We start from the raw sequence: 24,643 nt of genomic DNA, 5'->3' as shown, positions 1-24,643 counted from the left end.
CACATCAGGCGTCACCCGTCATGCGTCAGGCGCATGCGTCGGGCGTCGGGCGTCGGGCGTCAGCAGAACTTGGCCTGCGCCGCGCTCGCCAGCGGGTTGTTGACCACCTTGGTCTTGCAGTTGATCGCGCCCTTGGTCAGCTTGGTCCAGCTGACGGCCTGGCCCTTCTTGGCGGTGCCGTAGCCCGTGCCCTTGGAGTTGCAGGTCCGGGCCTCGTACTTGCCGGACGCCTTGGTGGTGCCCGCGTAGAAGATCGTCTTGCCCGGTGTGATCTTGGCCGTGGCGGACAGGGTCCCCGGCGTCGCCTTCTTGTTGGGAGCCAGCTTGGTCCCGGTCTGCTTGCCGAGGCTCGCGATGACCGCCGACGGCTGCGCCGGGCCGCTCACGTTCGCCCACACCCGGGCGACCATGCGCAGACCCACCGTCACCGTGCCCGGCGCCGAGGCGTTCCGGGCCACGCCGTGGGTCAGTATCTGCCGCTTGGCGGCGGACGGCCAGCTGATCTTCGTGCTGCCCGGCGTACAGACCTTCGCCTGCGCGTCGGCGCTCGCCGGAGCGGCCACGAGCAGCGGCACCATCGCGCCGACGGCGACCGTCGTCATGGCACCGGCAATGAGCTTCTTCATTTCTTTTTCCCCGTTCCCCGTTGATCTGGTGAGTCGTTGGTCGATCTGCTGAGTCATCTGCGGCCGGTCGAGCCGTAATTTCCCCGTAGCGGTGCTGAATTCCCCCGCATTTACTTCTCAGGCTGTGCCCCGTGTTGCGGCCGAAGGATGGTCGTGTGGGTCCTGGCCAGGGACTCCCGTGGTGCGGGGAAGAAGGTAGCCACCGGCCCGGACGGCGCGCAACGGAGAACGAGTTCTGTTACGAACCGGCACCCGAACCGGCCTCGAATTCGCCGGAAGATATCAGCGATTGCATTTCCCTCATGCGACCTTCGCCCGAATTGACGGGCCACCTAAGGGGCGAGGGCGGGTGATCCGGACATGGCATGCCTGATATGTGGCCTGCGCCACACGTAACGGCGCCCGCCAGGTGCCCGCCACCGCTCACGCGTCCGCGGTGTTCGGATTCCGGAACCTCGCTGGCCACATCACGGTTGCGCATACATTCGCCGTCGGGTCTGGTGCCTGATCGCGCGACCGTTGAAGACTCCCCCAGAGCGGTGGGGGGATCGGACGAACGTGCTGTTCATATGGTGAAGTTCTGCGCCGGGCCCCATCTCCCGCTCCATGGCCTCGGCTCGACACCGGCGTCGACACCCGGCCATGGCGGACAAGCAGCAGAACAGAGAAGAAGAACACCAGTGGCAACGGACCGCACCGCAGACCCGGGCGGCCGCCAAGCGCAGTCGGCAACCACCGGCTCGGGCAAGCACGAGGGACGATGACCGCACCCATTGAGACGACCGGTTCGCAGGCCGAGGCACAGCCCGAAGCCGTGCTGGACGGCGTCGAGGCCAAGAAGATCGAGGGCCGCTCGCTCGGCCAGATCGCCTGGACCCGCTTCAAGCGCGACAAGGTGGCCGTCGCCGGCGGCGTCATCGTCATACTCCTGATCCTGGTCGCGGTCCTCTCCCGGCCGATCCAGTCGATGCTCGGCCTCGACCCCAACGCGCTCGACCAGGACCTCATCGACGCCAACACCTCCCTTCCCAAGGGCGACTTCGGCGGGATGAGCTGGGACCACCCGCTGGGCGTCGAGCCCAAGTTCGGGCGCGACATCCTGGCCCGCGTCCTGGAGGGCTCCTGGGTCTCCCTGGTCGTCGCCTTCGGCGCGACCATCCTGTCCAATGTGATCGGCGTGGTCCTCGGGCTCGTCGCCGGCTACTACGGCGGCCGGGTCGACTCCATCGTCAGCCGGCTGATGGACACCTTCCTGGCGTTCCCGCTGCTGCTCTTCGCCATCGCCATCTCCGCCACGCTCCAGGGCGGCGCCTTCGGTCTCGAAGGACTGCCCCTGCACATCTCGGTGCTGATCTTCGTCATCGGTTTCTTCAACTGGCCGTACATGGGACGCATCGTGCGCGGCCAGACCATGGCGCTGCGCGAGCGAGAATTCATCGACGCCTCCCGGGGGATGGGGGCTGGCGGCCCGTACATCCTCTTCAAGGAGCTGCTGCCCAACCTCGTCGCGCCGATCGTCGTCTACTCGACGCTGCTCATCCCGACCAACATCATCTTCGAGGCTTCGCTCAGCTTCCTCGGCGTCGGGATCCAGCCGCCGCAGGCCTCCTGGGGCGGCATGCTCAACCAAGCGACCCGGTACTTCCAGGTCGACCCCCAGTACATGATCGTCCCCGGCCTCGCGATCTTCATCACGGTGCTGGCCTTCAACCTCCTCGGTGACGGCCTCAGGGACGCCCTCGATCCCCGCAGCCGCTGACGTCTGCGGTCGCGGCGCCCACGCGTCCTGCTCAACTGTCCAACTACGAAGGGGATACCGACCATCATGCGAAGGTCAGCAATGGCCGTAGTCGCGGCCATCAGCAGCGCCGGACTGCTTCTCGCCGGCTGCAGCAAGGCCGACGAAGGCGGAGACGACGACGGCAACACCAAGGCCGCCGGCGCCAACGCCGCGACCAAGGAAGTCGTCAACGCCTCCACGAAGAAGGGCGGCACGGTCACCTACGCGATGGCCGACGCCCCCGAGTCCTTCGACCCGGGCAACACGTACTACGGCTTCATCTACAACTTCAGCCGGCTCTACGCGCGTCCGCTCATGACCTTCAAGCCCGCGCCGGGCGAGAAGGGCAACGAGCTGGTCCCCGACCTGGCCGAGGCCGCGGGCACGCCCAGCAACGGCGGCAAGACCTGGACGTACAAGCTCCGCAAGGGCGTCAAGTACGAGGACGGCACCGAGGTCACCTCGAAGGACGTCAAGTACGCCGTCGAGCGCTCCAACTTCGCGCGTGACGTGCTCTCGCTCGGCCCGAACTACTTCCAGCAGCTGCTGGAGGACAAGAGCAAGTACAAGGGCCCGTACAAGGACAAGAGCGAGAAGGGCCTGTCGTCCATCGAGACCCCGGACGACCAGACCATCGTCTTCAACCTGAAGCAGGCCTTCACCGACTTCGACTACCTGGTGAGCGCCCCGCAGACGGCGCCGGTGCCGCAGGCCAAGGACACGGGCGTCGACTACACCAAGAAGGTCGTCTCCTCCGGCTCGTACAAGTTCGCGAGCTACGACGAGGGCAAGCAGGTCACTCTGGAGCGCAACCCGGAGTGGAGCGCCGACACGGACCCGCTGCGCAAGCAGTACCCGGACAAGATCGTCCTGACCCTCGGCGTCAACCAGGCCACGATCGACAACGACGTGATGTCGGGCGCCACCCTGGTCGACCTGGCCGGCCGCGGTGTCGACACGCAGACCCAGGCCGACCTGGTCAACGACAAGGAGAAGATGGCCAGCACGGACAACGCGCTCGGCGGTCGTCTGATCTACACGGCGATCAACACCAAGGTGAAGCCGTTCGACAACGTCGAGTGCCGCAAGGCCGTGCAGTACGCCATCAACAAGGTCTCCGCGCAGACCGCGATGGGCGGCCCGATCCGCGGTGACGTCGCGTCCACCGTGCTGCCGACCGACATCCCGGGCTACGAGAAGTTCGACCTCTACGCCACCAAGGACAACAAGGGCGACGTGGCCAAGGCCAAGGAGCACCTGAAGGCCTGCGGCCAGGAGAAGATCAAGACCTCCATCTCCGCCCGTAGCGACCGTCAGAGCGAGGTCGACGCGGCCACCACGATCGTCGCGGACCTGAAGAAGGTCGGCATCGACGCGACGATCAAGCAGTACCCGTCGAGCAAGTACTTCTCCGACTATGCGGGTGTCCCGAACTTCACGAAGAAGCAGAACATCGGTCTGATCATGATGCAGTGGGGTGCCGACTGGCCGACCGGCTACGGCTTCCTGCAGCAGATCGTGCACGGCAAGGCCATCGGCCAGTCCGGTAACACCAACCTGTCCCAGCTGAACGACCCCGCGGTCAACAAGCTGCTGGACGACGCGATCGGCAACACCGACGAGGCCGCCCGCAACAAGGCGTACGCCGAGGTCGACAAGAAGGTCATGGAGCAGGCCGTCATCGTCCCGCTGACCTACTTCAAGGTCCTGCTGTACCGCTCGCCGTACGCCACCAACCTGGTGTCGACGTCCGCCTTCAGCGGTGAGTACGACTACCTCAACATCGGCACCACCAAGAAGTAGCCCCGGAAGGCAGGTGAAGGCATTGGCGCCCGCGGGTTTCGCCACCCGCGGGCGCCGGCGCCGGTCCCCGTGATCTCGTACATCATCCGCCGGACGATCGCGGCAGTGATCCTGCTGCTCGTCGTCACCGCGGTCACCTTCGGCATCTTCTTCATCCTGCCGAAGCTCGCCGGACAGACGGCCGACCAGCTGGCACAGCAGTACATCGGCAAGAACCCCACGCCCGAGGACATCGCGGCGATCAAGCGAAACCTCGGTCTGGACGAGCCGGTCTACGTCCAGTACTGGGACTTCGTCAAGGGGATCGTGACCGGTGCCACCTATGACCTCGGGCCGACCACGGCCCGCTGTGACATGCCGTGCTTCGGCTACTCCTTCCGGACCCACGAGCAGGTCTGGCCGCAGCTGATGGACCGGCTGCCGGTGACCATCTCGCTCGCCGTCGGCGCGGCTGTGCTCTGGCTGATCGGCGGCATCGTGGCCGGTGTCATCTCGGCCCTGAAGCCCGGCTCGATCTTCGACCGGTCCGCGATGGGCGTGGCCCTCGCGGGCGTCTCCCTGCCCATCTTCTTCACCGGCCAGCTGTTCCTGCTGCTGTTCAGCTACAAGCTGGAGATCTTCGGCAGAACGTACGTCCCGTTCACCGAGAACCCCTCCCAGTGGGCCAACACCCTGTTCCTGCCCTGGTGTTCGCTGGCGCTCCTCTACTCGGCCATCTACGCCCGGCTCACCCGCTCGGGCATGCTGGAGACGATGAACGAGGACTTCATCCGCACCGCGCGCGCCAAGGGTCTGCGCGAGCGCAACGTGGTCACCAAGCACGGCCTGCGGGCCGGACTGACCCCGCTGGTCACGGTCTTCGGCATGGACATCGGCCTGCTGCTCGGCGGCGCAGTCATCACCGAGTACGTGTACTCGCTGCACGGCATCGGTGAGTACGCGGTGCGGAACATCACCGCCAACGACCTGCCCCCGATCCTCGGGGTGACCCTGCTCGCGGCGTTCTTCGTCGTCTTCATGAACCTTGTGGTGGACCTGCTGTACGCCACGATCGACCCGCGGGTGAGGCTCTCGTGACCGAACTGTCCAAGACCGGGGCCGCCGTGGGCGAGCCCACGCGCACCGAGGCTCCCTCCGGGGCGTTCCTCGACGTACGCGACCTCAAGGTGCACTTCCCGACCGACGACGGTCTGGTCAAGTCCGTCGACGGGCTCTCCTTCCAGCTGGAGAAGGGCAAGACCCTCGGCATCGTGGGCGAGTCCGGCTCCGGCAAGTCGGTGACCTCGCTCGCCGTCATGGGCCTGCACCGGCTCGGGGCGCGCGGGAAGAACGTCCAGATGTCCGGCGAGATCTGGCTCGACGGCAAGGAACTCGTCGGGGCGAGCCCCGACGAGGTGCGGCGGCTGCGCGGCCGCGAGATGGCGATGATCTTCCAGGACCCGCTGTCCGCGATGCACCCGTACTACACGGTCGGCAACCAGATCGTGGAGGCGTACCGCGTCCACAACGACGTCAGCAAGAAGGTCGCCCGCAAGCGCGCCGTCGAACTCCTCGACCGCGTGGGCATCCCGGAGCCGAACAAGCGGGTCGACAACTACCCGCACGAGTTCTCCGGCGGTATGCGCCAGCGCGCCATGATCGCCATGGCCCTGGTCAACAACCCCGAGCTGCTGATCGCCGACGAGCCCACCACCGCCCTGGACGTCACCGTCCAGGCGCAGATCCTGGACCTCATCAGGGACCTGCAGAAGGAGTTCGGCTCCGCGGTCATCATCATCACGCACGACCTCGGCGTGGTCGCCGAGATCGCCGACGACATCCTCGTGATGTACGGCGGCCGCTGCGTGGAGCGCGGACCGGTCGACGACATCTTCTACAAGCCGCAGCACCCCTACACCTGGGGCCTGCTCGGCTCGATGCCGAGGATCGACCGCGAGCAGACCGACCGGCTCATCCCGGTCAAGGGCCAGCCGCCCAGCCTCATCAATGTCCCCTCGGGATGCGCGTTCAACCCGCGCTGCCCCTACGCGGACCTCCCCAAGGACAACATCACCCGGACCGAGCGCCCCGAACTGCGCGAGGTCGGCGGCAGGCACTTCACCGCCTGCCATCTGTCGCAGGAGGAGCGCACGCGGATCTGGAACGAAGAGATTGCGCCGAAGCTGTGAGCGAGACTGAGACCCCGGCGGGGACCAAGACGGCGAAACCGGCCGCGGACGAGACACCGTTGCTCAAGGTCGAGGGCCTGGTCAAGCACTTCCCCATCAAGAAGGGTGTGCTCCAGCGCCAGGTCGGCGCGGTCAAGGCCGTCGACGGCATCGACTTCGAGGTGCGCCGCGGCGAGACCCTCGGTGTCGTCGGCGAGTCCGGCTGCGGCAAGTCGACCATGGGCCGGCTGATCACCCGCCTCCTCGAACCGACCGGCGGGAAGATCGAGTTCGACGGCACGGACATCACGCACCTCGGCACCGGCGGCATGCGCCCGCTGCGCCGCGACGTGCAGATGATCTTCCAGGACCCGTACGGCTCGCTGAACCCCCGGCACACCATCGGCACCATCGTCTCGGCGCCGTTCAAGCTCCAGGGCGTCGAGCCCGAGGGCGGGGTGAAGAAGGAGGTCCAGCGCCTGCTGGAGCTGGTGGGCCTGAGCCCCGAGCACTACAACCGCTACCCGCACGAGTTCTCCGGCGGTCAGCGTCAGCGCATCGGCATCGCCCGCGCGCTCGCCCTCAAGCCCCGTATGGTCGTCGCCGACGAGCCGGTCTCCGCGCTCGACGTGTCGATCCAGGCGCAGGTCGTCAACCTGATGGACGACCTCCAGGACGAGCTGGGCCTGACGTATGTGATCATCGCGCACGACCTGTCGGTGGTCCGCCATGTCTCCGACCGCATCGCCGTGATGTACCTCGGCAAGATCGTGGAGCTGGCCGACCGGGACTCGCTGTACCGGGCGCCGATGCACCCGTACACCAAGGCGCTGCTGTCGGCCGTGCCGATCCCGGACCCCAAGCGCCGCAGCGCCAAGAGCGAGCGGATCCTGCTCAAGGGCGATGTGCCCTCGCCGATCGCCCCGCCGAGCGGCTGCCGCTTCCACACCCGGTGCTGGAAGGCGACGCAGATCTGCTCGACCACCGAGCCGCCGCTGGCCGAGCTGAAGCCCGGGCAGCGGGTGGCCTGCCACCACCCCGAGAACTTCGAGGACCAGCAGCCCCAGGACGTCGTCCTGCTGACGGCCGCGAAGGAGGCGGGGAAGCTGGTGCCGGAGCAGACGCGGGCGGAGCCGGCTGCCGCTTCGGAGGAGACCTCTCCTGCGGAGACCTCTCCTGCGGAGACCTCTCCCTCGGAGGCCGCTCCGGCGGAGGCGGTGGAGGCCACGGCCGAGGTCGAGTCGCCTGCCGAGACCGAGGTCTCCAAGGAGACCGACGACAAGTAAGCAGAAATGAGCCCCTGCCTTGCATTGCAAGGCAGGGGCTCATTCTTGCGTCACAATACAAAGGTGCTTCAGCAACTCTTCACCCCTTCCGTCCAGCACACACTCGACCTGATAGGCATCTTCGTCTTCGCCATCTCCGGCGCGCTGCTGGCCGTCCGCAAGAACTTCGACGTCTTCGGCATCGCCGTCCTCGCCGAGGTCACCGCGCTCGGCGGAGGGCTCTTCCGGGACCTGGTCATCGGCGCCGTACCGCCCGCGGCCTTCACCGACCTCGGCTACTTCCTCACACCGCTGCTCGCCGCCCTCCTGGTCGTCTTCCTGCACCCGGAGGTCGAGCGCATCCAGAACGCGGTGAACGTCTTCGACGCGGCCGGCCTCGGCCTGTTCTGCGTCGCGGGCACGACGAAGGCGTACGAGTACGGGCTGGGCCTCACCGCCTCCGCGACCCTCGGGCTGGCCACGGCGGTCGGCGGCGGTGTGCTGCGGGACGTGCTCGCCAACGAGGTGCCGTCGCTGCTGCGCTGGGACCGTGACCTGTACGCGGTGCCCGCGATGGCCGGCGCCGGGATGGTCGTGCTCTGCATCCGCCACGAGGTCCTGACGACCTTCACCTCGGCGCTCGCCGCGGTCACCGTCTTCGTCCTGCGGCTCCTGGCCATGCGCTACCACTGGCGGGCGCCGCGGGCCTGGAACCGGCGGTCGACGGCGACGGAGGTGCAATGAAGGGAGGTGCAATGAGCGGGGGTGGAAGCGGGGTGGATTGGTAAAAGCTACCGCTTAGTAATGGCCTGTTGTACGGTTCATCCATGGCAGAAGCAGCTTCCGTACGGGCCGCGATCGGCGACAGCGAGTTCGACCGGGACACCGCGGTCACCCTGCGCGAACCCGGCGTCTACGACATCGACCTCTCCGCCGGCTGGACGATCATCGGCGCCGTCAACGGCGGCTACCTGCTGGCCGTCCTCGGCCGTGCCCTCGCCGACGCCCTCCCGCACGGCGACCCGTTCACCATCTCCGCGCACTACCTGACTGCCTCCCAGCCGGGCCCGGCGGTCGTGCGCACGGACGTCGTACGCACCGGACGCACGCTGTCCACCGGCCAGGCTTCCCTGTTCCAGATCGACGAGGACGGCAACGAGGTCGAGCGCATCCGCGTCCTCGCCTCCTACGGCGACCTGGGCTCCCTCCCGGACGACGTCCGTACGACGGCCAAGCCGCCCGTGATCCCGCCGGTCGAGCAGTGCTTCGACCCCCAGGACGCCCCCGACCCGGTCCCCGGCGGCTCCGCGATCACCGACCGGCTGTTCCTCAAACTCGACCCGACGACCCTCGGCTGGGCGCTCGGCGCGCCCTCCGGCAAGGGCGAGATGCGGTCCTGGTTCGGGCTCGCCGACGGCCGGGACCCCGATCCCTTCGCGCTGCTCCTCGCGGTGGACGCGCTGCCGCCGACCGCCTTCGAGCTGGGGATATCGGGGTGGGTCCCGACGGTCGAGCTGACCGTGCACGTGCGGTCATGGCCGGCGCCGGGCCCGCTCCGGGTCTCCATCACCACCCGCAACCTCGCCGGCGGCTTCCTGGAGGAGGACGCCGAGGTCTGGGACAGCGCCGACCGGCTGGTGGCGCAGTCCCGGCAGCTGGCGCGGGTCAAGCTGTCGGGCTGAGGCCCGCCGGCGTCACCGCGCCGCGCCGAGCGGCCCGCGGCCCAGCCAGGCCGCCAGCCGGCCGTAGGCGTCGGCCCCTTCGGGAGCCGGCAGCGCGGGGTCGAACGGACGGCCCTCGCGTGGCCCGTCGGGCAGGGCGACCCGCGCCGCGGCGAGGGAGAACTCGGCCAGCTCCGGGTCCAGCGCCAGCGGCCGCCCGAGCCCCTCGGAGAGGTCCCAGGTGTGCGCCACGATCTCCATGACGTACGCCGACAGCGCGTCCCGCCCGGGGATGTTGCCCCACGGCACCCGCACCGGTGACGTCATCCGCTCGTCGCCCGACCAGGCGCGCAGCACCCGGGTCCTGATCTCGTCGTACGCGCCCGGCCAGCCGTCGTCCGCGACCCCGTCCACGAACATCCGTACGGCGAGCCCGTCGCCGCCCTCGCCGACGACCGCGATGCGCAAGGTGCCGCCCACGATGTGGCTGAGCAGGGTGCGTACGTCGTACTCGGCGCAGGGCGTCGGGCCGCTCAGCCGGTCCGGTCGTACGGTCGCGATCAGTTCGGCCGCCTGTGCGGTGGCGCGGGTGTAGAGGGGGCGGGGGTCGACGGTGTCCGCGGTGGTCATGGAGGTCTCCGGCTGGGGTCGACAACACGGTGGTCAGCGGTGGTCCTCGTAGGCTTCCCGCCGGAGGCGGCTCGGGCTGCGGGCTTTCGCCGGGACAACCCGCATGAGGGATCCCTCCCCATGGGGGACGCTGATCCGGTGAAGGCCGACCGACTGCTCTCGATCCTGTTGTTGCTCCAGACCCGGGGCCGGGTCCCGGCGCATGAACTCGCCGAGCGGCTCGAAGTGTCCGTACGCACCATCTACCGCGATGTCGAGGCCCTGTCGGCGTCCGGCGTGCCCGTGTACGCCGAGCGCGGGCGGCACGGCGGGATCGAGCTGCTCGCGGGCTTCCGTACGGATGTCACGGGGCTGACCGCCGACGAGTCGCGGGCCCTGTTCGTGCTGGCCGCGCAGGGCGCGCACGCCGCCCTCGGGCTGGACGCGGCGCTGGCCGGCGCGCTGCGCAAGGTGATGGCCGCGCTGCCCGCCCCGCACCGGCCCGCCGCGGAGACCGCGGGCCGCCGCATCCTGGTGGACTCCGCCCGCTGGAATCGCGGCCCGCAGCAGCCGGTGGACCTGGAGACGCTCCAGGACGCCGTCTTCGCCGACCGGCGGCTGCGGCTGCGCTACCGGCACGGCGGGGACAAGGCGCCGCGTACGTACACCCTCGACCCGTACGGCCTCGTCTCCAAGGCGGGCGTCTGGTATCTCGTCGCCGACCGCCGGGCCCAGCCCCGTCTCTTCCGGGTGGACCGGGTGCGCTCGGCGACCCTCCTCGACGAACCCGTGCGGCGCCGGCCCGGCGTCGAACTGGTCGACGCCTGGGAGGCGTTGCGGCGCCGGGTCGAGGAACGGCCGGGCGGCATCGACGTCACCGTACGAGTGCGGCGCCCCTTCCTCGACATGTTCCTGCGGCTCCAGGCCTCCTGGCTGGCGGCGGCGCCCGAGGACGACGACGGCGAGAGCGAGTGGGTGACCGCGCGTCTGTCGTACGGCCTCCTCGGCGAGGTGCGCCAACTGCTGGTCTTCGCCGACCGGCTGGAGGTGCTGGCCCCGCCCGAAGCGCGCGCCGAACTGGCCGCCGCGGCCGCCTCTGTCACGAGCCTGTATCAGAGATGAGTCGCGGCGGAGAAGCGAAAGCCCAGGTCAGAGGCGGTTGTTGGTGATCGCTTTGCTGTTCGCACAGGGGTGGCACAGCCTGAACCCAAGAAGCGCCCAAGCTGCGTTGATTCGATGCGCGCCACGAACTCCCTCATCTTTCTTGGAGTTGTTTCTCATGAAGCGTGCACGTCTCGTCCCCGCCGTCGCCCTGCTGGCGGCCGCACCCCTCTTCCTTGTGGCGTGCGGCTCCAGCGACTCGTCGTCGTCCACCTCGAACAACGGAAACTCCGGACAGCAGAGTTGCCAGGCCCCGTCGGGGGCTCCGTCAGGCGCTCCCTCGGGCGCCCCGTCCGGCGCACCCTCCGCGAACGGCCAGGCGCCGTCCGGTGCCCCGTCGGGCGCGCCCTCCGGCCAGCCGTCCGGCGCGCCGAGCGGCGCCCCCGGCGGTGGCGGCCAGGGCGGTGGCCCCGGCGGCGGTGGCGGCTGTGGCGGCCCGGGCGGCGGTGGCCAGCCGGGCCAGGGCGGCCAGGGCGGTCAGGCCCCGAGCGGGGCGCCGAGCCAGGAAGCCTCCGCGTCGGCGTCCAAGGACAGCTGACCTCGGGGTCCATACGCACAGCTGAGGGCGCGCCCGGTGAACGGGCGCGCCCTCAGCCGCATGCCGGAGGGCCTCAGCCGCATTTCGGAGGGCCTCAGCCGTAGCCGGAGGGTGGAGCTCAGTCCAGCCAGTGGCGGCAGCCGATGCTGATCAGGCGCATCCGGCGGCTCGCCAGCCGGGTCACCCGGGCCCGCTCCTCCTCGGGTTCGTCCAGGGCCTCCAGGAAGAGCGAGGCGGTCACCAGCATCTGGTCGACGTACAGGCCGGCGAGCATGAGCCGGTCGTCGTCGCTCCACCCCTCGCCCTCGGGCCGCCGGGCCAGCTCGCCCCGCACCTCCTCGGCGAACCTGGCCAGTTGCCCCTGGATGGCCTCCCGCACCGGCTGGACCCCGCCGTGCCGCTCCCGGGCGATGAAGCGGACGTGCGCCGGGTACGTGTCGACATGGCCGGCGATCAGCTCGACGGCGCGCTCTATGAGTTCGTCGCTGTCGCCGACCGCGGCCATCAGGTCGCCCAGCACCGGATGCAGACTCCCCAGGGCCTCCTCGACCAGCGCCACACCGAGGTCCGCGGTCGAGTGGAAGTGCCGGTAGAACGCGGTCGGGGCGACGCCCACGGCCCGGGTGACCTCGCGCAGGCCCAGGCTGCTCAGACTCTGGTTCTCCAGCAGGCCCAGCGCGGCGTCCAGGAGCGACTGCCGGGTCTTCTGCTTCTGGGCCTGCCGGATGCCGAGAGTGTGACTCATGCCATGCAGTTAACAACTGTTCTCTGTAATTGCAAAGCCGTGCGACGCGCTAGACTCGGGAGTCAGTGAACAACTGTAACCACAATCGTTCACCGAACTGTCACGAGAGATCGTCACGAGAGGCTGTCCCGCCATGCTGTTCCTCGTCGCCGCGCTCATGCTGCTGGGTGTCGTCATGGGCACCGTGGCCCATGTGCCCCTGTCCGTCTCCTGCGCCATCGCGGCCGCCATCGGCGTGTGGCTGGCGATCTTCGCCGCGCGCGAGCGCCACGCCCGTCGCCGCCGCGCCGCCAACTGACCGCGAACCGATCGCGAACCGACCCTGAACCGATCGCGAACCGACCCTGAACCGATCGCGAACCGACCGTGAGTCGATCGCCTAAAAGCACCTGTTGGGAGCAGACCGAACCATGCAACTCACCGCCGCACCGAACCGCCCCGCCCGCACCGGCACCCGCGACCGCGTGAAGGACGCCGACGGCATGGCCGTGGCCTCCTTCGTCCTGGGCCTCCTCGGCCTCCTGGTCCTCAACCTCTTCCTCGGGCCCATCGCCATCGCCCTTGCGGCCCTCTCCCTCAAGCGCGGCACGACACGCAGGGGCCGCGCCTTCCTGGGCCTGGGCCTGGGCGTCGCGGACCTGGCGGTCCTGCTCGCCCTGATGCAGATGAGCGAGACGGTGTCCTGGAGCCTGTGAGACGAGGGGTGACCGGCTGTCACTCGCTGTGGGTGATCGTCAGCCGTCGGCGCCGCTGTGTGCAGTCGTTCCGCAGGGCGGAACGGATGGGCACGGCCGACAGCGCCGGGCGCCTCGCACGAGAGTCCAAGTACGCCCCGGGCAAGGCGCAAAACGCACCCCGAGCGCCCTTCGGAGAGACCCCCACACCCGCCGGACCTCAGGCCAAGGAAAGTCGGCCCGTAAAATCGGGCTCACTATGGCTTACCTCGACCACGCGGCGACGACTCCCATGCTCCCCGAGGCGGCAGAGGCCCTGACCGCCCAGCTGAGCATCACCGGCAACGCCTCCGCGCTGCATGCCTCCGGCCGCCGCGCGCGGCGAACCGTCGAGGAGGCCCGCGAAACCCTCGCCGAAGCCCTCGCCGCCCGCCCCAGCGAGGTGGTCTTCACCTCTGGCGGCACCGAGGCCGACAACCTCGCCGTCAAGGGCCTCTACTGGTCCCGCCGCGACGCCGACCCGGTCCGCACCAGAGTCCTCGCCAGCCCCGTCGAACACCACGCGGTCCTGGACGCCGTCCACTGGCTCGGCGAGCACGAGGGCGCCACCGTCGAGTACCTCCCGGTCGACTCGTACGGCCGTGTCCACCCGGACGCCCTGCGCGAGGCAATCGCCCGCGACCCCGACGACGTGGCCCTCGCCACCGTCATGTGGGCCAACAACGAGATCGGCACGCTCATGCCGGTCCGCGAACTCGCCGACGTCACCGCCGAGTTCGGGATCCCGCTGCACGCCGACGCCGTCCAGGCCTTCGGCCAGGTCCCGGTCGACTTCGGCGCCTCCGGCCTCGCCGCGATGACGGTGTCCAGCCACAAGATCGGCGGCCCGTACGGCATCGGCGCGCTGCTCCTCGGCCGCGAGTACAGCCCCGTACCCGTACTGCACGGCGGCGGCCAGGAGCGCCACGTCCGCTCCGGCACCCTCGACGTCCCGGCCATCGCCTCCTTCGCGGTCGCGGGACGGCTCGCCGCCGAGCAGCAGGAGTGGTTCGCCCGGGAGATCGGCGCGCTCCGGGACAGCCTGGTCACCGCGATCCGTGCGGCCGTGCCGGACGCGATCCTCGGCGGCGACCCGGTGGACCGCCTCCCCGCCAACGCGCACTTCACCTTCCCCGGCTGCGAGGGCGACTCCCTGCTCCTCCTCCTCGACGCCCAGGGCATCGAGTGCTCCACGGGCTCCGCCTGCACCGCGGGCATCGCCCAGCCCAGCCACGTCCTCCTCGCCACCGGCACCCACCCGGACCTCGCCCGTGGCACCCTCCGCTTCTCCTTCGGCCACACCTCCACGGAGGCGGACGTCGAGGCCGTCGCCAAGGCCATCGCCCCGGTGGTGGAGCGCGCCCGCAGCGCAGGGCTGACCTAGCCCCAACAGGCAACGTTCGCCCCCGTCGCGACGCCCGGCACGCTCCCCCACTGCCTCAAGTGCGTGGGAGGTGCCCCCACTCACCGCACCGGACACAAGCCCAAGTACGTCCAGTACGAGGGCTTGCGCCCGGCACGCCGAGAGCACGCACCGGACGCCGCTCCTTGACGGGCAAACGTCGCCTGCCGCGGCACCAGGCAGGCGAGCGACACGCGGATTCAGCCCCAACCCCACTGTGAACAGGGGGAGTCAGGGCTTTCTCCTCAGTGATCTCACGGTCCGTCGCCAAGGCGCCCGGTGGGACGACCTGCGGTGCTGGTCGGCCCCCGCGACCGAAAACGCGGCGCGCGGCCCGGACTCTCGGCCACCGGACCTCCGACTGGCTGCCGTCGGCACTCGCACTGCCGACGGCAGCCTCCCGGGGAGGCGGGTCTGGGCTGGACCCCCGGACCGCTAGCTCTCCATGACCATGAGGCCGGCCATCATGCCCTCGTCCTCGTGCTGGAGGAGATGACAATGGAGCATGTACATGTAGGTGTCGTCGGCGAAGTCGGTGAACTCCATGGCGATCTTGATGGAACCGCCGCCGACGACCTCATAGGTGTCGAACCAGCCGAGATCGACCCCGGTCGGCTCCGTACCGTTGATCTCGATCAGCTGGAACGGCACGTCGTGCAGATGGAACGAGTGCTCCAGCATCGTGTTGTTGGTGATCGTCCAGATCTCCTTGGAGCCGAGGGTCGTCATGATCGTCGCCATGGAGTCCATGGTGGTGCCGACCGATCCGTTGATCGCCATCTCCAGGCCGTCCTGGTCGAGGGTGATCTCGCGCGCGGTGAAGCTCGACGTGTCGTAGCGCTCGATCGTGTTGAGCGAGGACGGCAGGTCGTCCGGGGTGTCCGAGGCGTCCGGGGTGACGGTCAGGAAGTCGTACGTACCGCTGCCGCCCCGCACCCAGCCGGTGGTGATGACGGCCTGGAGCGTGACCGCGTCGCTGAGGTCCATGACGAACTCGGCGCGTCCGCCCGCGACCAGTCTGATGGTCGCCACCTCGGCGGCCTCGGTGAGATAGCCCTGGTCGGTGGCGATCTGGGTGAGCGTGCCGCCGTCGCCGCGCTGGACGGTGATGATGTCGGACGGCGAGGCGTTGAGGACCCGGAACCGGGTGCGCGTCTTGGACGCGGTGAACGTCAGGGTGGTGTCGTCGACGTTCGTGCCGTTGCACAGCACCGGGAAGACGAGGTTGTTGCTCAGATAGCCGGTCAGGTTGTACTTGACGTCGCCGGAGGTGTCGGAGGCCAGGCACTGCAGGACGATCGGGATGTCGTCGACGCCGTACTCGCTCGGCAGCGCCGCCGACGCGTCCGAGTCGTCCTCGACGATGATCATGCCGGCCAGGCCCTGGACGACCTGCTCGGCCGTGGTGCCGAGCGCGTGCGGGTGGTACCAGAGGGTCTTGGCCTCGTCCTTCACCTCGAAGGTGGGGGACCAGGTCTTGCCGGACGCGAAGGCGTTCTGCGGGCCGCCGTCCATCTCGGCCGGGATGTGGGCGCCGTGGAAGTGGACGGTGGTGTCGGCGTCGAGGTTGTTGGTGATGTTCAACAGGACGGTGTCGCCGCTGGTCCACTTCATCGTGGGGCCGAGGTACGACTGGTTGTAGCCCGCGGTCGAACTGGTGACTCCGCTGACCACCTCGCTCGTGCCGGTCTGGGCGGCCAGGGTGAAGGTGGTCGTGCCGTCGGAGGTGGTGCCTTCGAGGAGGTCCGGGATGTTCAGGGTGGCGGTGTTGGTCGCGGCGCCCGCCTTGTTGCCCTTCGCGTCGGTCAGCAGTGAGAAGGCCGTACCGGCCGCCACGACCGCCCCCAGTCCGACCCCGGCCATCCCGCCGAGGAACTTCCGCCGGTGCAGTCCCTTGCCGCCCCGGCCCCTGCTCTCCTTGGTGTGCTCGCCCTTGCCGCCCCGACGGCTTTCCTTGGCGTGGGCACCCTTGCTCTGCCGGCTCGCACTCGCGGCGGGCTCTGTCGTGTCATCCATGGTCGGGGAGCCTCGGGCCAAAGATTATGGGAAGGCTGAGGCGAAGTTAGGAGCGAGCCGGGGAAGCTGTGCGACTGCCGTGTCTGTCAACGTCCCTGATACGTAACGAAGTTGGCGCCACCGCAGGTCGCGATCAAGGCGCGGGACACATCGGACGCGGGTGGCACCGGAAGCGCTCGATGGATCGCGATGCTGTGAGGTGCGTCACATTTCACGGAGTCTATGTCGACGCTGTACCGGCACCTTCGCGGTGCTGTGGCCCGGCTGTCGCGCTCTGGAGCGGACTCTCCGGACCTGGCAGCGGATCGACCAGGCGTGCAGGGGCTCCGCCAGTAGGTGACGAACTCCCCCCTCAGAACCAAGGGAGTCGGTGCCCCGTCGGCCAAACGTCAGGCGGCCGTCGACTCCTTGGCGGCGGCGCGCACCAGCTTCATGTACCGGTCCCAGTCCCAGCCCTCGCCGGGGTCCGTGTGGTCCGTCCCCGGCACTTCCACGTGGCCGATGATGTGCTTCCGGTCCACGGGGATGTCGTACCGCGCGCAGATCCGGGCCGTGAGCCCGGCCGACGCCTCGTACATCTCGTCCGTGAAGTCCTCGGGGCGCTCCACGAAGCCCTCGTGCTCGATGCCGACGCTCCGCTCGTTGTAGGCGCGGTTGCCCGCGTGGTACGCCACGTCCAGCTCGCGGATCATCTGCGTGACGCGCCCGTCCTTGCGGACGATGTAGTGCGCCGCCGCGCCGTGCTTCGGGTCCCGGAACACCTTCACCGCGCTGTCGTAGCCGCCCTGGGTGACGTGGATGACCACCATGTCTATGCCGTAGTCGTCCGGCCGGTCAGCCATCCGCCAGTTCGCGTCCGAGGCCGCCACCCACTTGGCGCTCGCGAAGTCGACCTCGCCCTCCTTGCGCGGCTTCCTGACGCCGGGCACGCGCCACCACACGCGCCCCAGCTCGTCCCGCGCCACCACGGCCGTGCCGACGGCGGCCAAGGCCGTACCGATGAGGAGGGCCCGCCGCCCGACGCGCCGGTCCCCGTCCTTGCCCCCGGAAGCGCTGCCCTTTGATGCCTTTCTGGTGCCCACGAGATCGTCAACGGATACGCGCGGGCTTCGGTTCCCCGCGCCCCGTACCCTGGAGGGGTTATGACTGAGACCTCGCAGCCCCGCCCCCTTCGCGTCCTCGCCGCCATGTCCGGCGGGGTCGACTCCGCCGTGGCCGCCGCCCGCGCCGCCGAAGCCGGGCACGACGTGACGGGCGTCCACCTCGCCCTCTCCGCGAACCCGCAGTCGTTCCGTACCGGCGCGCGTGGCTGTTGCACCATCGAGGACTCGCGCGACGCCCGCCGCGCCGCCGACGTCATCGGCATCCCCTTCTACGTGTGGGATCTCGCCGACCGCTTCCGCGAGGACGTGGTCGAGGACTTCATCGCCGAGTACGAGGCCGGGCGGACCCCGAACCCCTGCCTGCGCTGCAACGAGAAGATCAAGTTCGCGGCCCTGCTCGACAAGGCGCTCGCCCTCGGCTTCGACGCGGTCTGCACGGGCCACTACGCCAAGGTGATCGTCCGCGAGGACGGCACGCGCGAGCTGCACCGCGCCTCCGACATGGCCAAGGACCAGTCGTACGTCCTCGGCGTCCTCGACGACAAGCAGCTCGCCCACGCCCTGTTCCCCCTCGGCGACACGGTGACCACCAAGGACGAGATCCGCGCGGAGGCCGAGCGCAGGGGCCTCGCCGTCGCCAAGAAGCCCGACTCGCACGACATCTGCTTCATCGCCGACGGAGATACCCAGGGCTTCCTGGCCGGCCGCCTCGGCAAGGCGGAGGGCGACATCGTCGACGAGTCCGGCAATGTCCTCGGCACCCACGAGGGCGCGTACGGCTTCACCATCGGCCAGCGCAAGGGCCTGCGCATCGGCACCCCGGCCGCCGACGGCAAGCCGCGCTACGTCCTGGACATCTCCCCGGTGAACAACACGGTCACGGTCGGCCCGGTCGCCGCCCTCGACGTCAGCGCCCTCACCGCGATCAAGCCCCGCTGGTGCGGCGCCGCCCCCACCGGCCCCGGCACGTACACGGCCCAGCTGCGCGCCCACGGCGGCGAGACGGAGGTCACCGCGGAGCTGGTCGACGGCTCCCTGGAGGTCACCTTCACCGAGCCCGTCCGCGGCGTCGCCCCCGGCCAGGCGATCGTCCTGTACGACGACACGCGCGTGGTGGGCTCGGCGACGATCGCGGCTACGGTACGGGCGGCGACGGCGGCCGTCTGAGCGCCTCCACCGTCACGGCCGTCACCGCCTCCGCACGACCGCCGCACTTCTCTACTTCTCTCTGTCACGATCGTCCCCCTTCGGGTAGCCGTCCCGCCGGGCATGGCGCACGCTGCTGGTGAGTTCTCCCAGGAGTCGGAGGAGGTCCTTGTGGCAGCTGTGGATCGGGCCGGAAACCCGTCCAGGAAACCGTCCGGGAATCCGTCCAGGAACCGGCGAAGTCTCACCCACCGGGTCCGCTACGCCCTGAGCAACCCGAAACGGGTGCCCGCCCACGCTCGGCGAGCGGCGCGCGACGCCTGGCTGCGGTTGAAACACCGCGACCACATCGCGTACTACCGCGCCGTGATGGCCTCCGACACCGCCCGCAGCCCCGAGGCGGCCGTCGGACACAACCCGTCGGCCGCGAAGTGGGAGCGCGTCGGCCGGATGCAGTACGACTACCTCGTACGGCACGGGCTGCAGCCGGGGCACCGGATGCTGGAGATCGGCTGCGGGAACCTGCGCGCCGGGCGGCTGTTCATCGACCACCTGGACACCGGGAACTACTACGGGATCGACATCTCGCCGGACATCCTCCTGGAGGCCCAGCGCACCCTCGTACGAGAGGGTTTGCAATCCAAACTGCCTCATCTGACCGTCGCCGGAGACCTGACCTTCGCCTTTCTCCCCGACGCGCACTTCGACGTCGTCCACGCGCACAGCGTGTTCTCGCACTCCCCGGCGCACGTCATAGAGGAGTGCTTCGCCCACGTCGGCCGGATCCTCGCCCCCGGCGGCTTCTTCGACTTCACCTTCGGCCGCACCACCGGAACCGAACACCAGGTGCTGCACGAGGACTTCTACTACCGCACCGAGACCCTGGTCGAACTCGCCCGGAAACACGGCCTGTCGGCGCGCTTCATGGCCGACTGGGAGGACCTGCCGCACCGCCAGTCGAAGATCCGCCTGAGCGTGCCGGTGCCGGCCGACGCCCTGGACCAGGAGCCCGGTGATCAGGGGCCCGATGTCAGTGCCGCCCCGTAGCGTGGGGCCATGAACATCTGCGTCTTTCTCTCCGCCGCCGACCTCGACGACCGCTACACACGCCCCGCGCGGGAGTTCGCCGAGCTGATCGGCAAGGGCGGGCACACTCCCCCACTGCCTTGAAGGCGTGGGGGGACCCCCAGGTGGGGCGGTTCTGACGTCGGCCTGATGAAGGTGGTCGCCGACGGCGTCCAGGAGACGGGCGGCGGACTGCTGGGCGTCTCGGTCGAGTTCCTGGCCGCCAAGGCGCGGCCGGGCACCGACGAGATGGTGATCGCGCGGGACCTCGCCGTGGGGGTACCCCCACGCCCTTTAGGCAGTGGGGGAGCAAGCGGCTGCTTCTGGAGAAGGCCGACGCGGTCGTCATCATGGTCGGCGGCACGGGCACGCTCGACGAGCGGCGACCGAGATCCTGGAGCTGAAGAAGCACGGCCACACGGACAAGCCGGTGGTCCTGCTCAACACGGCGGGCTTCTACGACGGCCTGAAGGAGCAGTTCCGGCGCATGGACGACGAGGGTTTCCTGCCCCGCCCGCTCGCCGAGCTGGTGTTCTTCGCGGAGGAGCCGGTGGGGGCGCTGGCGTACCTGGAGGAGAGCCGGGGCGTGCAGTGACCGGTAAGGATCGGCGGGGGTGAGGGCGGGGTGCGGATGATGCGAGCATGACGGCATGGCTACTCATGTGATCACCGGGGCGGGCTCCGGTATCGGCGCCGCCGTGGCCCGCCGTCTCCACGCGCGCGGCGACGACCTCGTGCTGCACGCGCGTGACGCGGGCCGGGCGAAGGAGCTGGCGGCGGAGTTCCCCGGCGCCCGGACCCTGGTCGGAGACCTGGCGGACCCCGACAAGCTGTCCTGGGCCTTCTCCCACCAGACGCTCCCGGACCGCGTGGACTCGCTGCTGCACATCGCCGGGGTGGTCGACCTCGGCCCGGTCGGCGAGCTGACCCCCAAGACCTGGCGCCACCAGCTCAACGTCAACCTGATCGCCCCCGCCGAGCTGACCCGCCACTTCCTGCCCCAACTCCGCGCCACCCGGGGCCATGTGGTCTTCGTCAACTCGGGCGCCGGTCTGCACGCCCACGCCGACTGGTCGGCGTACGCCGCCTCCAAGCACGGCCTGAAGGCCCTCGCGGACTCCCTCCGCCACGAGGAGCACGCGGGCGGCGTCCGCGTCACCTCGGTCTACCCCGGCCGCACGGCCAGTCCCATGCAGGCGAAGGTCCACCAGCAGGAGGGCAAGGAGTACGACCCGACGAAGTGGATCGACGCCGAGTCGGTCGCGACGACGATCCTCATGACGCTGGACCTGCCGAGAGACGCGGAGATCAACGACGTGACGGTACGACCGGGCAGGTAGCAGCTGTTGGTCCCCGCCCCCCCCGTGAGGGCGCGGGGAACCGCGCGAGCGACCACGACGATCCCGCACACGCCGAACCAGTCGCACCTTCCGAGCTCTCATGCGCGGGCGCCCCCCCCCCGCAGACTTACGTAGGCTTCCCCAAGTGAACGCACACCCCACCTTCGGCCCCGCCACCGGCATCGGCTCCCTGCCCGGCGGTGACGCCCGCGAGGCCGCCAAGACCGCCACCGGCAGCTTCGAGGACTTCCCCTTCCTCCCCGAGCTCCCCGCCCGCGGCCCCGGCGCCGACATGATCGGCCGCACCGCCGGCATGCTCGTCGAGCTGTACGCGCGCGTGGAGCCCAGCGGCTGGCGGATCGGCGACCGACCGGGCCGGGACACCAAGCGGGCCTGGTCCTGGCTCGGCGAGGACCTCGACGCGCTGGAGGAGTTCACCCAGGGGTACGAGGGGCCGCTCAAAGTACAGGCCGTCGGCCCCTGGACCCTCGCCGCCGCACTGGAGCTGCGGAACGGCGAGTCCGCCCTCTCCGACCCCGGCGCCTGCCGCGACCTCACCGCCTCCCTCGCCGAGGGCCTGCGCCTCCACCTCGCCGAGCTACGGCGGCGCGTACCCGGCGCCCAACTCGTCCTCCAACTCGACGAACCCTCCCTCACCGCCGTACTGGGCGGCCAGGTGAGGACGGCCAGCGGCTACCGCACCCACCGCGCCCCCGACCGCCAACTCGTCGAGGCCACGCTGCGCGACGTCATCGGCGTGCACTCCCCGGAAGGCGCCGTCGTCGTGCACTCCTGCGCCCCCGACGTCCCCTTCGCGCTGCTGCGCCGCGCCGGCGCCGGCGCCATCTCCTTCGACTTCTCCCTGCTCACCGAGCGTGACGACGACCTGATCGGGGAAGCGGTGGAAGGGGGCACGAAGCTGTTCACCGGTGTCGTGCCGGGCACGGACGGCCCATTGTCAGACCCTGCCGGTAGCGTCATGGGTGTCAGGACGTTGTGGCGCAGGCTGGGGCTGCATCCGGGGCTTCTCGCGGACGCGGTCACGGTCACTCCGTCGTGCGGACTCGCGGGGGCTTCCCCCGCGTACGCCCGCACGGCACTCGCCCACTGCGCCCGGGCGGCGAGATCACTCGCGGACAACCCAGAGTAACGGGAGGACAACACGGTGGCCGGCGACAAGGACGCACAGACTGCCTCGAACGCATCATCCGTACCCGCCGAGGCACGGGAGAAGCACGCGCGGCTCGCGGAGCAGGTCGAGGAGCACCGCTTCCGGTACTACGTGAAGGACGCTCCCGTCGTCAGCGACGCGGAGTTCGACCAACTCCTGCGCTCCCTGGAGGCGCTGGAGGAGGAGCATTCCGAGCTGCGTACGCCCGACTCCCCGACCCAGAAGGTCGCGGGGGCGTACGAGACGGAGTTCACCTCCGTCCAGCACCGCGAGCGCATGCTCTCGCTCGACAACGCCTTCGACGACCTGGAGTTGGCGGCCTGGGCCGAGCGCGTGCACAAGGACGTCGGCGCCTCCGCGTACCACCTGCTGTGCGAGCTGAAGGTCGACGGCCTCGCCGTCAACCTCACCTACGAGCACGGCCGTCTCACGCGCGCGGCGACCCGCGGCGACGGCCGCACGGGCGAGGACATCACGCCGAACGTCCGCACGATCGCGGAGATCCCCGACCGCCTGAAGGGCGAGAGCGTCCCGGACGTCGTGGAGATCCGCGGCGAGGTCTACTTCCCGATGGAGGAGTTCGAGAAGCTCAACGCCCGCCTCGTCGAGGCCGGCGACAAGCCCTTCGCCAACCCGCGCAACGCGGCGGCCGGTTCGCTCCGCCAGAAGGACCCGCGCGTCACCGCCACCCGCCCGCTCCACATGGTGGTCCACGGCATCGGTGCCCTGGAGGGCTTCCAGGGCCTCACCCGCCTCTCCGAGGCCTACGACCTCCTCAAGACCTGGGGCCTGCCCACCGCCCGGCACAACAGAGTGGTCGACGACCTCGACGGCGTACGGGAGTTCATCGCGTACTACGGCGAGCACCGCCACTCGGTGGAGCACGAGATCGACGGCGCGGTGGTCAAGCTCGACGAGATCCCGCTCCAGGGCCGCCTCGGCTCCACCTCCCGCGCCCCGCGCTGGGCCATCGCGTACAAGTACGCGCCGGAGGAGGTCAACACCAAGCTCGTCAACATCCGCGTGGGCGTGGGCCGCACGGGCCGCGTCACGCCGTACGCGCAGGTCGAGCCGGTGACGGTCGCGGGCTCGGAGGTCGAGTTCGCGACCCTGCACAACCAGGACGTGGTCAAGGCCAAGGGCGTCCTCATCGGCGACACGGTGGTGCTGCGCAAGGCCGGCGACGTCATCCCCGAGATCCTCGGGCCCGTGGCCGACCTGCGGGACGGCAGCGAGCGCGAGTTCGTGATGCCGGCCGAGTGCCCCGAGTGCGGGACGGCGCTGAGGCCCATGAAGGAGGGCGACGTCGACCTGCGCTGCCCCAACTCCCAGAGCTGCCCGGCCCAGTTGCGCGAGCGGCTGTTCTACCTCGCCGGACGCAAGTGCCTGGACATCGAGAACTTCGGCTACGTCGCCGCCGCAGCGCTCACCAGGCCGCTGGAGCCGTCCGAGCCGCCGCTGATCGACGAGGGCGACCTCTTCGACCTCACCATCGAGCGACTGCTGCCCATCAAGGCGTACGTCCTCGACCAGGACAGCGGGCTGCCCAAGCGCGACCCGAAGACCGGCGAGGAGAAGATCGCCACGGTCTTCGCCAACCAGGAGGGCGCGCCGAAGAAGAACGCGGTCGCGATGCTGGAGAACATCCAGGCCGCCAAGGAGCGGCCGCTCGCCCGCATCCTGACGGGCCTGTCGATCCGGCATGTCGGACCGGTGGCGGCCGAGGCGCTGGCGCGCGAGTTCCGCTCCATCGACCGCATCGAGCAGGCCACCCAGGAGGAGCTGGCCACCACGGAGGGCGTCGGGCCGATCATCGCCGCCTCCCTCAAGGAGTGGTTCGCGGTGGACTGGCACAAGGAGATCCTCCGCAAGTGGAAGGCCGCCGGCGTCCGCATGGAGGACGAGCACATCGGCGAGGACGAGGGACCGAGGCCACTCGAAGGGCTCACCGTCGTCGTCACGGGCACGCTCGAACGCCATACGCGGGACGGGGCGAAGGAGGCACTGCAGAGCCGGGGCGCGAAGGTGACCGGTTCGGTTTCGAAGAAGACCTCATTCGTCGTAGTCGGCGAGAACCCGGGATCGAAGTTCGACAAGGCGATGCAGCTCAAGGTGCCCGTTCTGAACGAGGACGGCTTCGCCGTGCTGCTCGAACAGGGACCGGAAGCGGCCGCGGAAGTCGCGCTTCCGACCGAGGAGTAGGGGTTGAAGGCCACCCGTTCGGCGCATACCAGATGCATACGGGTGGCCGGTCGCATTCGGGCAACCGACGTCGACCGCTGCCCGTGGAAGCCTTCTGCGGCCTACTGTTGAGGTGTGCGCCTGCCGTGCCCAGACGCGTGGTGGGTTTTC

At 69.7% G+C, this 24,643-nt stretch carries 22 protein-coding genes and 1 pseudogene; 18 read left to right on the top strand and 5 right to left on the bottom strand.

Annotated elements, in window-relative coordinates:
- Window positions 1-59: 59 nt before the first annotated feature.
- Window positions 60-626, bottom strand: coding sequence for a hypothetical protein (locus SGFS_RS19835; protein WP_286252074.1), 567 nt, complete (start codon window positions 624-626; stop codon window positions 60-62).
- A 760-nt stretch (window positions 627-1,386) separates the two neighbouring features.
- Between SGFS_RS19835 and SGFS_RS19830 the strand changes: the two genes are divergently transcribed.
- From SGFS_RS19830 to SGFS_RS19800, 7 genes are all read left to right on the top strand, one after another.
- A complete protein-coding gene (locus tag SGFS_RS19830; RefSeq protein WP_286252071.1) occupies window positions 1,387-2,385 on the top strand; it encodes an ABC transporter permease in 999 nt (332 codons plus the stop codon).
- A gap of 66 nt (window positions 2,386-2,451) precedes the next feature.
- Window positions 2,452-4,209, top strand: coding sequence for an ABC transporter substrate-binding protein (locus SGFS_RS19825; RefSeq protein WP_461850750.1), 1,758 nt, complete (start codon window positions 2,452-2,454; stop codon window positions 4,207-4,209).
- Window positions 4,210-4,278: 69 nt separating this feature from the next.
- Entirely contained in the window at window positions 4,279-5,286 is a 1,008-nt protein-coding gene (locus SGFS_RS19820) for an ABC transporter permease (RefSeq protein WP_286252068.1), read from the top strand.
- The gene (locus tag SGFS_RS19815) at window positions 5,283-6,377 is read left to right on the top strand and encodes an ABC transporter ATP-binding protein (protein WP_286252067.1); all 1,095 of its coding nucleotides are present in this window, start codon (window positions 5,283-5,285) and stop codon (window positions 6,375-6,377) included. Before SGFS_RS19820 ends, SGFS_RS19815 begins: the two co-directional genes overlap by 4 nt.
- Window positions 6,374-7,642, top strand: a complete 1,269-nt coding sequence (locus SGFS_RS19810) for an ABC transporter ATP-binding protein (RefSeq protein WP_286252065.1) — start codon at window positions 6,374-6,376, stop codon at window positions 7,640-7,642. Before SGFS_RS19815 ends, SGFS_RS19810 begins: the two co-directional genes overlap by 4 nt.
- 63 nt (window positions 7,643-7,705) lie before the next feature.
- Entirely contained in the window at window positions 7,706-8,365 is a 660-nt protein-coding gene (locus SGFS_RS19805) for a trimeric intracellular cation channel family protein (RefSeq protein WP_286252063.1), read from the top strand.
- Between the two features lie 83 nt (window positions 8,366-8,448).
- A complete protein-coding gene (locus tag SGFS_RS19800; protein ID WP_286252062.1) occupies window positions 8,449-9,303 on the top strand; it encodes a thioesterase family protein in 855 nt (284 codons plus the stop codon).
- A 12-nt stretch (window positions 9,304-9,315) separates the two neighbouring features.
- Here the strand turns inward: SGFS_RS19800 and SGFS_RS19795 are convergent, their stop codons facing one another.
- Window positions 9,316-9,912 (bottom strand): TIGR03086 family metal-binding protein, encoded by a 597-nt coding sequence (locus SGFS_RS19795; RefSeq protein WP_286252060.1) that lies wholly within the window; start codon window positions 9,910-9,912, stop codon window positions 9,316-9,318.
- A gap of 138 nt (window positions 9,913-10,050) precedes the next feature.
- On the opposite strand from SGFS_RS19795, the gene SGFS_RS19790 reads away from it, so the two are divergent.
- Entirely contained in the window at window positions 10,051-11,013 is a 963-nt protein-coding gene (locus SGFS_RS19790; RefSeq protein WP_286259981.1) for a helix-turn-helix transcriptional regulator, read from the top strand.
- Between the two features lie 157 nt (window positions 11,014-11,170).
- Entirely contained in the window at window positions 11,171-11,590 is a 420-nt protein-coding gene (locus SGFS_RS19785; protein WP_286252059.1) for a hypothetical protein, read from the top strand.
- Window positions 11,591-11,708: 118 nt separating this feature from the next.
- On the opposite strand, the gene SGFS_RS19780 is transcribed toward SGFS_RS19785, so the two are convergent.
- A complete protein-coding gene (locus SGFS_RS19780; protein ID WP_286252058.1) occupies window positions 11,709-12,335 on the bottom strand; it encodes a TetR family transcriptional regulator in 627 nt (208 codons plus the stop codon).
- A gap of 133 nt (window positions 12,336-12,468) precedes the next feature.
- On the opposite strand from SGFS_RS19780, the gene SGFS_RS19775 reads away from it, so the two are divergent.
- The 3 genes from SGFS_RS19775 to SGFS_RS19765 all read left to right on the top strand — a co-directional run bounded on the left by SGFS_RS19775 (window position 12,469) and on the right by SGFS_RS19765 (window position 14,432).
- On the top strand, window positions 12,469-12,633 hold the full coding sequence (locus SGFS_RS19775) for a hypothetical protein (protein WP_286252057.1): 165 nt from the start codon (window positions 12,469-12,471) through the stop codon (window positions 12,631-12,633).
- A 112-nt stretch (window positions 12,634-12,745) separates the two neighbouring features.
- On the top strand, window positions 12,746-13,030 hold the full coding sequence (locus tag SGFS_RS19770; RefSeq protein ID WP_286252055.1) for a DUF4190 domain-containing protein: 285 nt from the start codon (window positions 12,746-12,748) through the stop codon (window positions 13,028-13,030).
- A 238-nt stretch (window positions 13,031-13,268) separates the two neighbouring features.
- Complete coding sequence (locus SGFS_RS19765) at window positions 13,269-14,432, top strand: cysteine desulfurase family protein (protein WP_286252054.1); 1,164 nt, start codon at window positions 13,269-13,271, stop codon at window positions 14,430-14,432.
- Between the two features lie 453 nt (window positions 14,433-14,885).
- Here SGFS_RS19765 and SGFS_RS19760 read toward each other — a convergent pair whose 3' ends face one another.
- Window positions 14,886-16,466: a multicopper oxidase family protein gene (locus SGFS_RS19760; RefSeq protein WP_286252052.1), complete on the bottom strand. Its 1,581-nt coding sequence runs from the start codon at window positions 16,464-16,466 to the stop codon at window positions 14,886-14,888.
- A gap of 389 nt (window positions 16,467-16,855) precedes the next feature.
- Window positions 16,856-17,548 (bottom strand): N-acetylmuramoyl-L-alanine amidase, encoded by a 693-nt coding sequence (locus tag SGFS_RS19755; protein WP_286252050.1) that lies wholly within the window; start codon window positions 17,546-17,548, stop codon window positions 16,856-16,858.
- A gap of 60 nt (window positions 17,549-17,608) precedes the next feature.
- Between SGFS_RS19755 and mnmA the strand changes: the two genes are divergently transcribed.
- From mnmA to ligA, 6 genes and pseudogenes are all read left to right on the top strand, one after another.
- Window positions 17,609-18,736, top strand: coding sequence for a tRNA 2-thiouridine(34) synthase MnmA (gene mnmA / locus SGFS_RS19750; RefSeq protein ID WP_286252049.1), 1,128 nt, complete (start codon window positions 17,609-17,611; stop codon window positions 18,734-18,736).
- Between the two features lie 150 nt (window positions 18,737-18,886).
- The gene (locus SGFS_RS19745) at window positions 18,887-19,762 is read left to right on the top strand and encodes a class I SAM-dependent DNA methyltransferase (RefSeq protein ID WP_286252048.1); all 876 of its coding nucleotides are present in this window, start codon (window positions 18,887-18,889) and stop codon (window positions 19,760-19,762) included.
- Window positions 19,763-19,771: 9 nt separating this feature from the next.
- A pseudogene (locus SGFS_RS51445) lies at window positions 19,772-20,375 on the top strand (LOG family protein).
- 55 nt (window positions 20,376-20,430) lie between these two features.
- Window positions 20,431-21,120 carry an SDR family oxidoreductase gene (locus SGFS_RS19735; RefSeq protein ID WP_286252042.1) on the top strand — a complete coding sequence of 230 codons (690 nt, stop codon included), beginning with the start codon at window positions 20,431-20,433 and terminating at the stop codon, window positions 21,118-21,120.
- Between the two features lie 145 nt (window positions 21,121-21,265).
- On the top strand, window positions 21,266-22,270 hold the full coding sequence (locus tag SGFS_RS19730) for a methionine synthase (RefSeq protein WP_286252040.1): 1,005 nt from the start codon (window positions 21,266-21,268) through the stop codon (window positions 22,268-22,270).
- 15 nt (window positions 22,271-22,285) lie between these two features.
- Window positions 22,286-24,493, top strand: coding sequence for an NAD-dependent DNA ligase LigA (gene ligA, locus SGFS_RS19725; RefSeq protein WP_286252039.1), 2,208 nt, complete (start codon window positions 22,286-22,288; stop codon window positions 24,491-24,493).
- Window positions 24,494-24,643 lie beyond the last annotated feature (150 nt).

It is taken from the genome of Streptomyces graminofaciens (assembly GCF_030294945.1).
Classification (GTDB): Bacteria; Actinomycetota; Actinomycetes; order Streptomycetales; family Streptomycetaceae; genus Streptomyces; species Streptomyces graminofaciens.
Note: the sequence above shows the minus strand (reverse complement) of the source record. Positions and strands in the feature narration are given on the sequence as shown.

Excerpts from the sequence above, each read along its gene's own strand:
- SGFS_RS19785 (WP_286252059.1), top strand. The coding sequence starts at position 11,171 with ATGAAGCGTGCACGTCTCGTCCCCGCCGTCGCCCTGCTGGCGGCCGCA.
- SGFS_RS19760 (WP_286252052.1), bottom strand. The coding sequence starts at position 16,466 with ATGGATGACACGACAGAGCCCGCCGCGAGTGCGAGCCGGCAGAGCAAG.
- SGFS_RS19835 (WP_286252074.1), bottom strand. The coding sequence starts at position 626 with ATGAAGAAGCTCATTGCCGGTGCCATGACGACGGTCGCCGTCGGCGCG.
- SGFS_RS19780 (WP_286252058.1), bottom strand. The coding sequence starts at position 12,335 with ATGAGTCACACTCTCGGCATCCGGCAGGCCCAGAAGCAGAAGACCCGG.
- SGFS_RS19735 (WP_286252042.1), top strand. The coding sequence starts at position 20,431 with ATGGCTACTCATGTGATCACCGGGGCGGGCTCCGGTATCGGCGCCGCC.
- mnmA (WP_286252049.1), top strand. The coding sequence starts at position 17,609 with ATGACTGAGACCTCGCAGCCCCGCCCCCTTCGCGTCCTCGCCGCCATG.
- SGFS_RS19825 (WP_461850750.1), top strand. The coding sequence starts at position 2,452 with ATGCGAAGGTCAGCAATGGCCGTAGTCGCGGCCATCAGCAGCGCCGGA.
- SGFS_RS19765 (WP_286252054.1), top strand. The coding sequence starts at position 13,269 with ATGGCTTACCTCGACCACGCGGCGACGACTCCCATGCTCCCCGAGGCG.
- SGFS_RS19800 (WP_286252062.1), top strand. The coding sequence starts at position 8,449 with ATGGCAGAAGCAGCTTCCGTACGGGCCGCGATCGGCGACAGCGAGTTC.
- SGFS_RS19770 (WP_286252055.1), top strand. The coding sequence starts at position 12,746 with ATGCAACTCACCGCCGCACCGAACCGCCCCGCCCGCACCGGCACCCGC.
- SGFS_RS19775 (WP_286252057.1), top strand. The coding sequence starts at position 12,469 with ATGCTGTTCCTCGTCGCCGCGCTCATGCTGCTGGGTGTCGTCATGGGC.
- SGFS_RS19830 (WP_286252071.1), top strand. The coding sequence starts at position 1,387 with ATGACCGCACCCATTGAGACGACCGGTTCGCAGGCCGAGGCACAGCCC.
- SGFS_RS19795 (WP_286252060.1), bottom strand. The coding sequence starts at position 9,912 with ATGACCACCGCGGACACCGTCGACCCCCGCCCCCTCTACACCCGCGCC.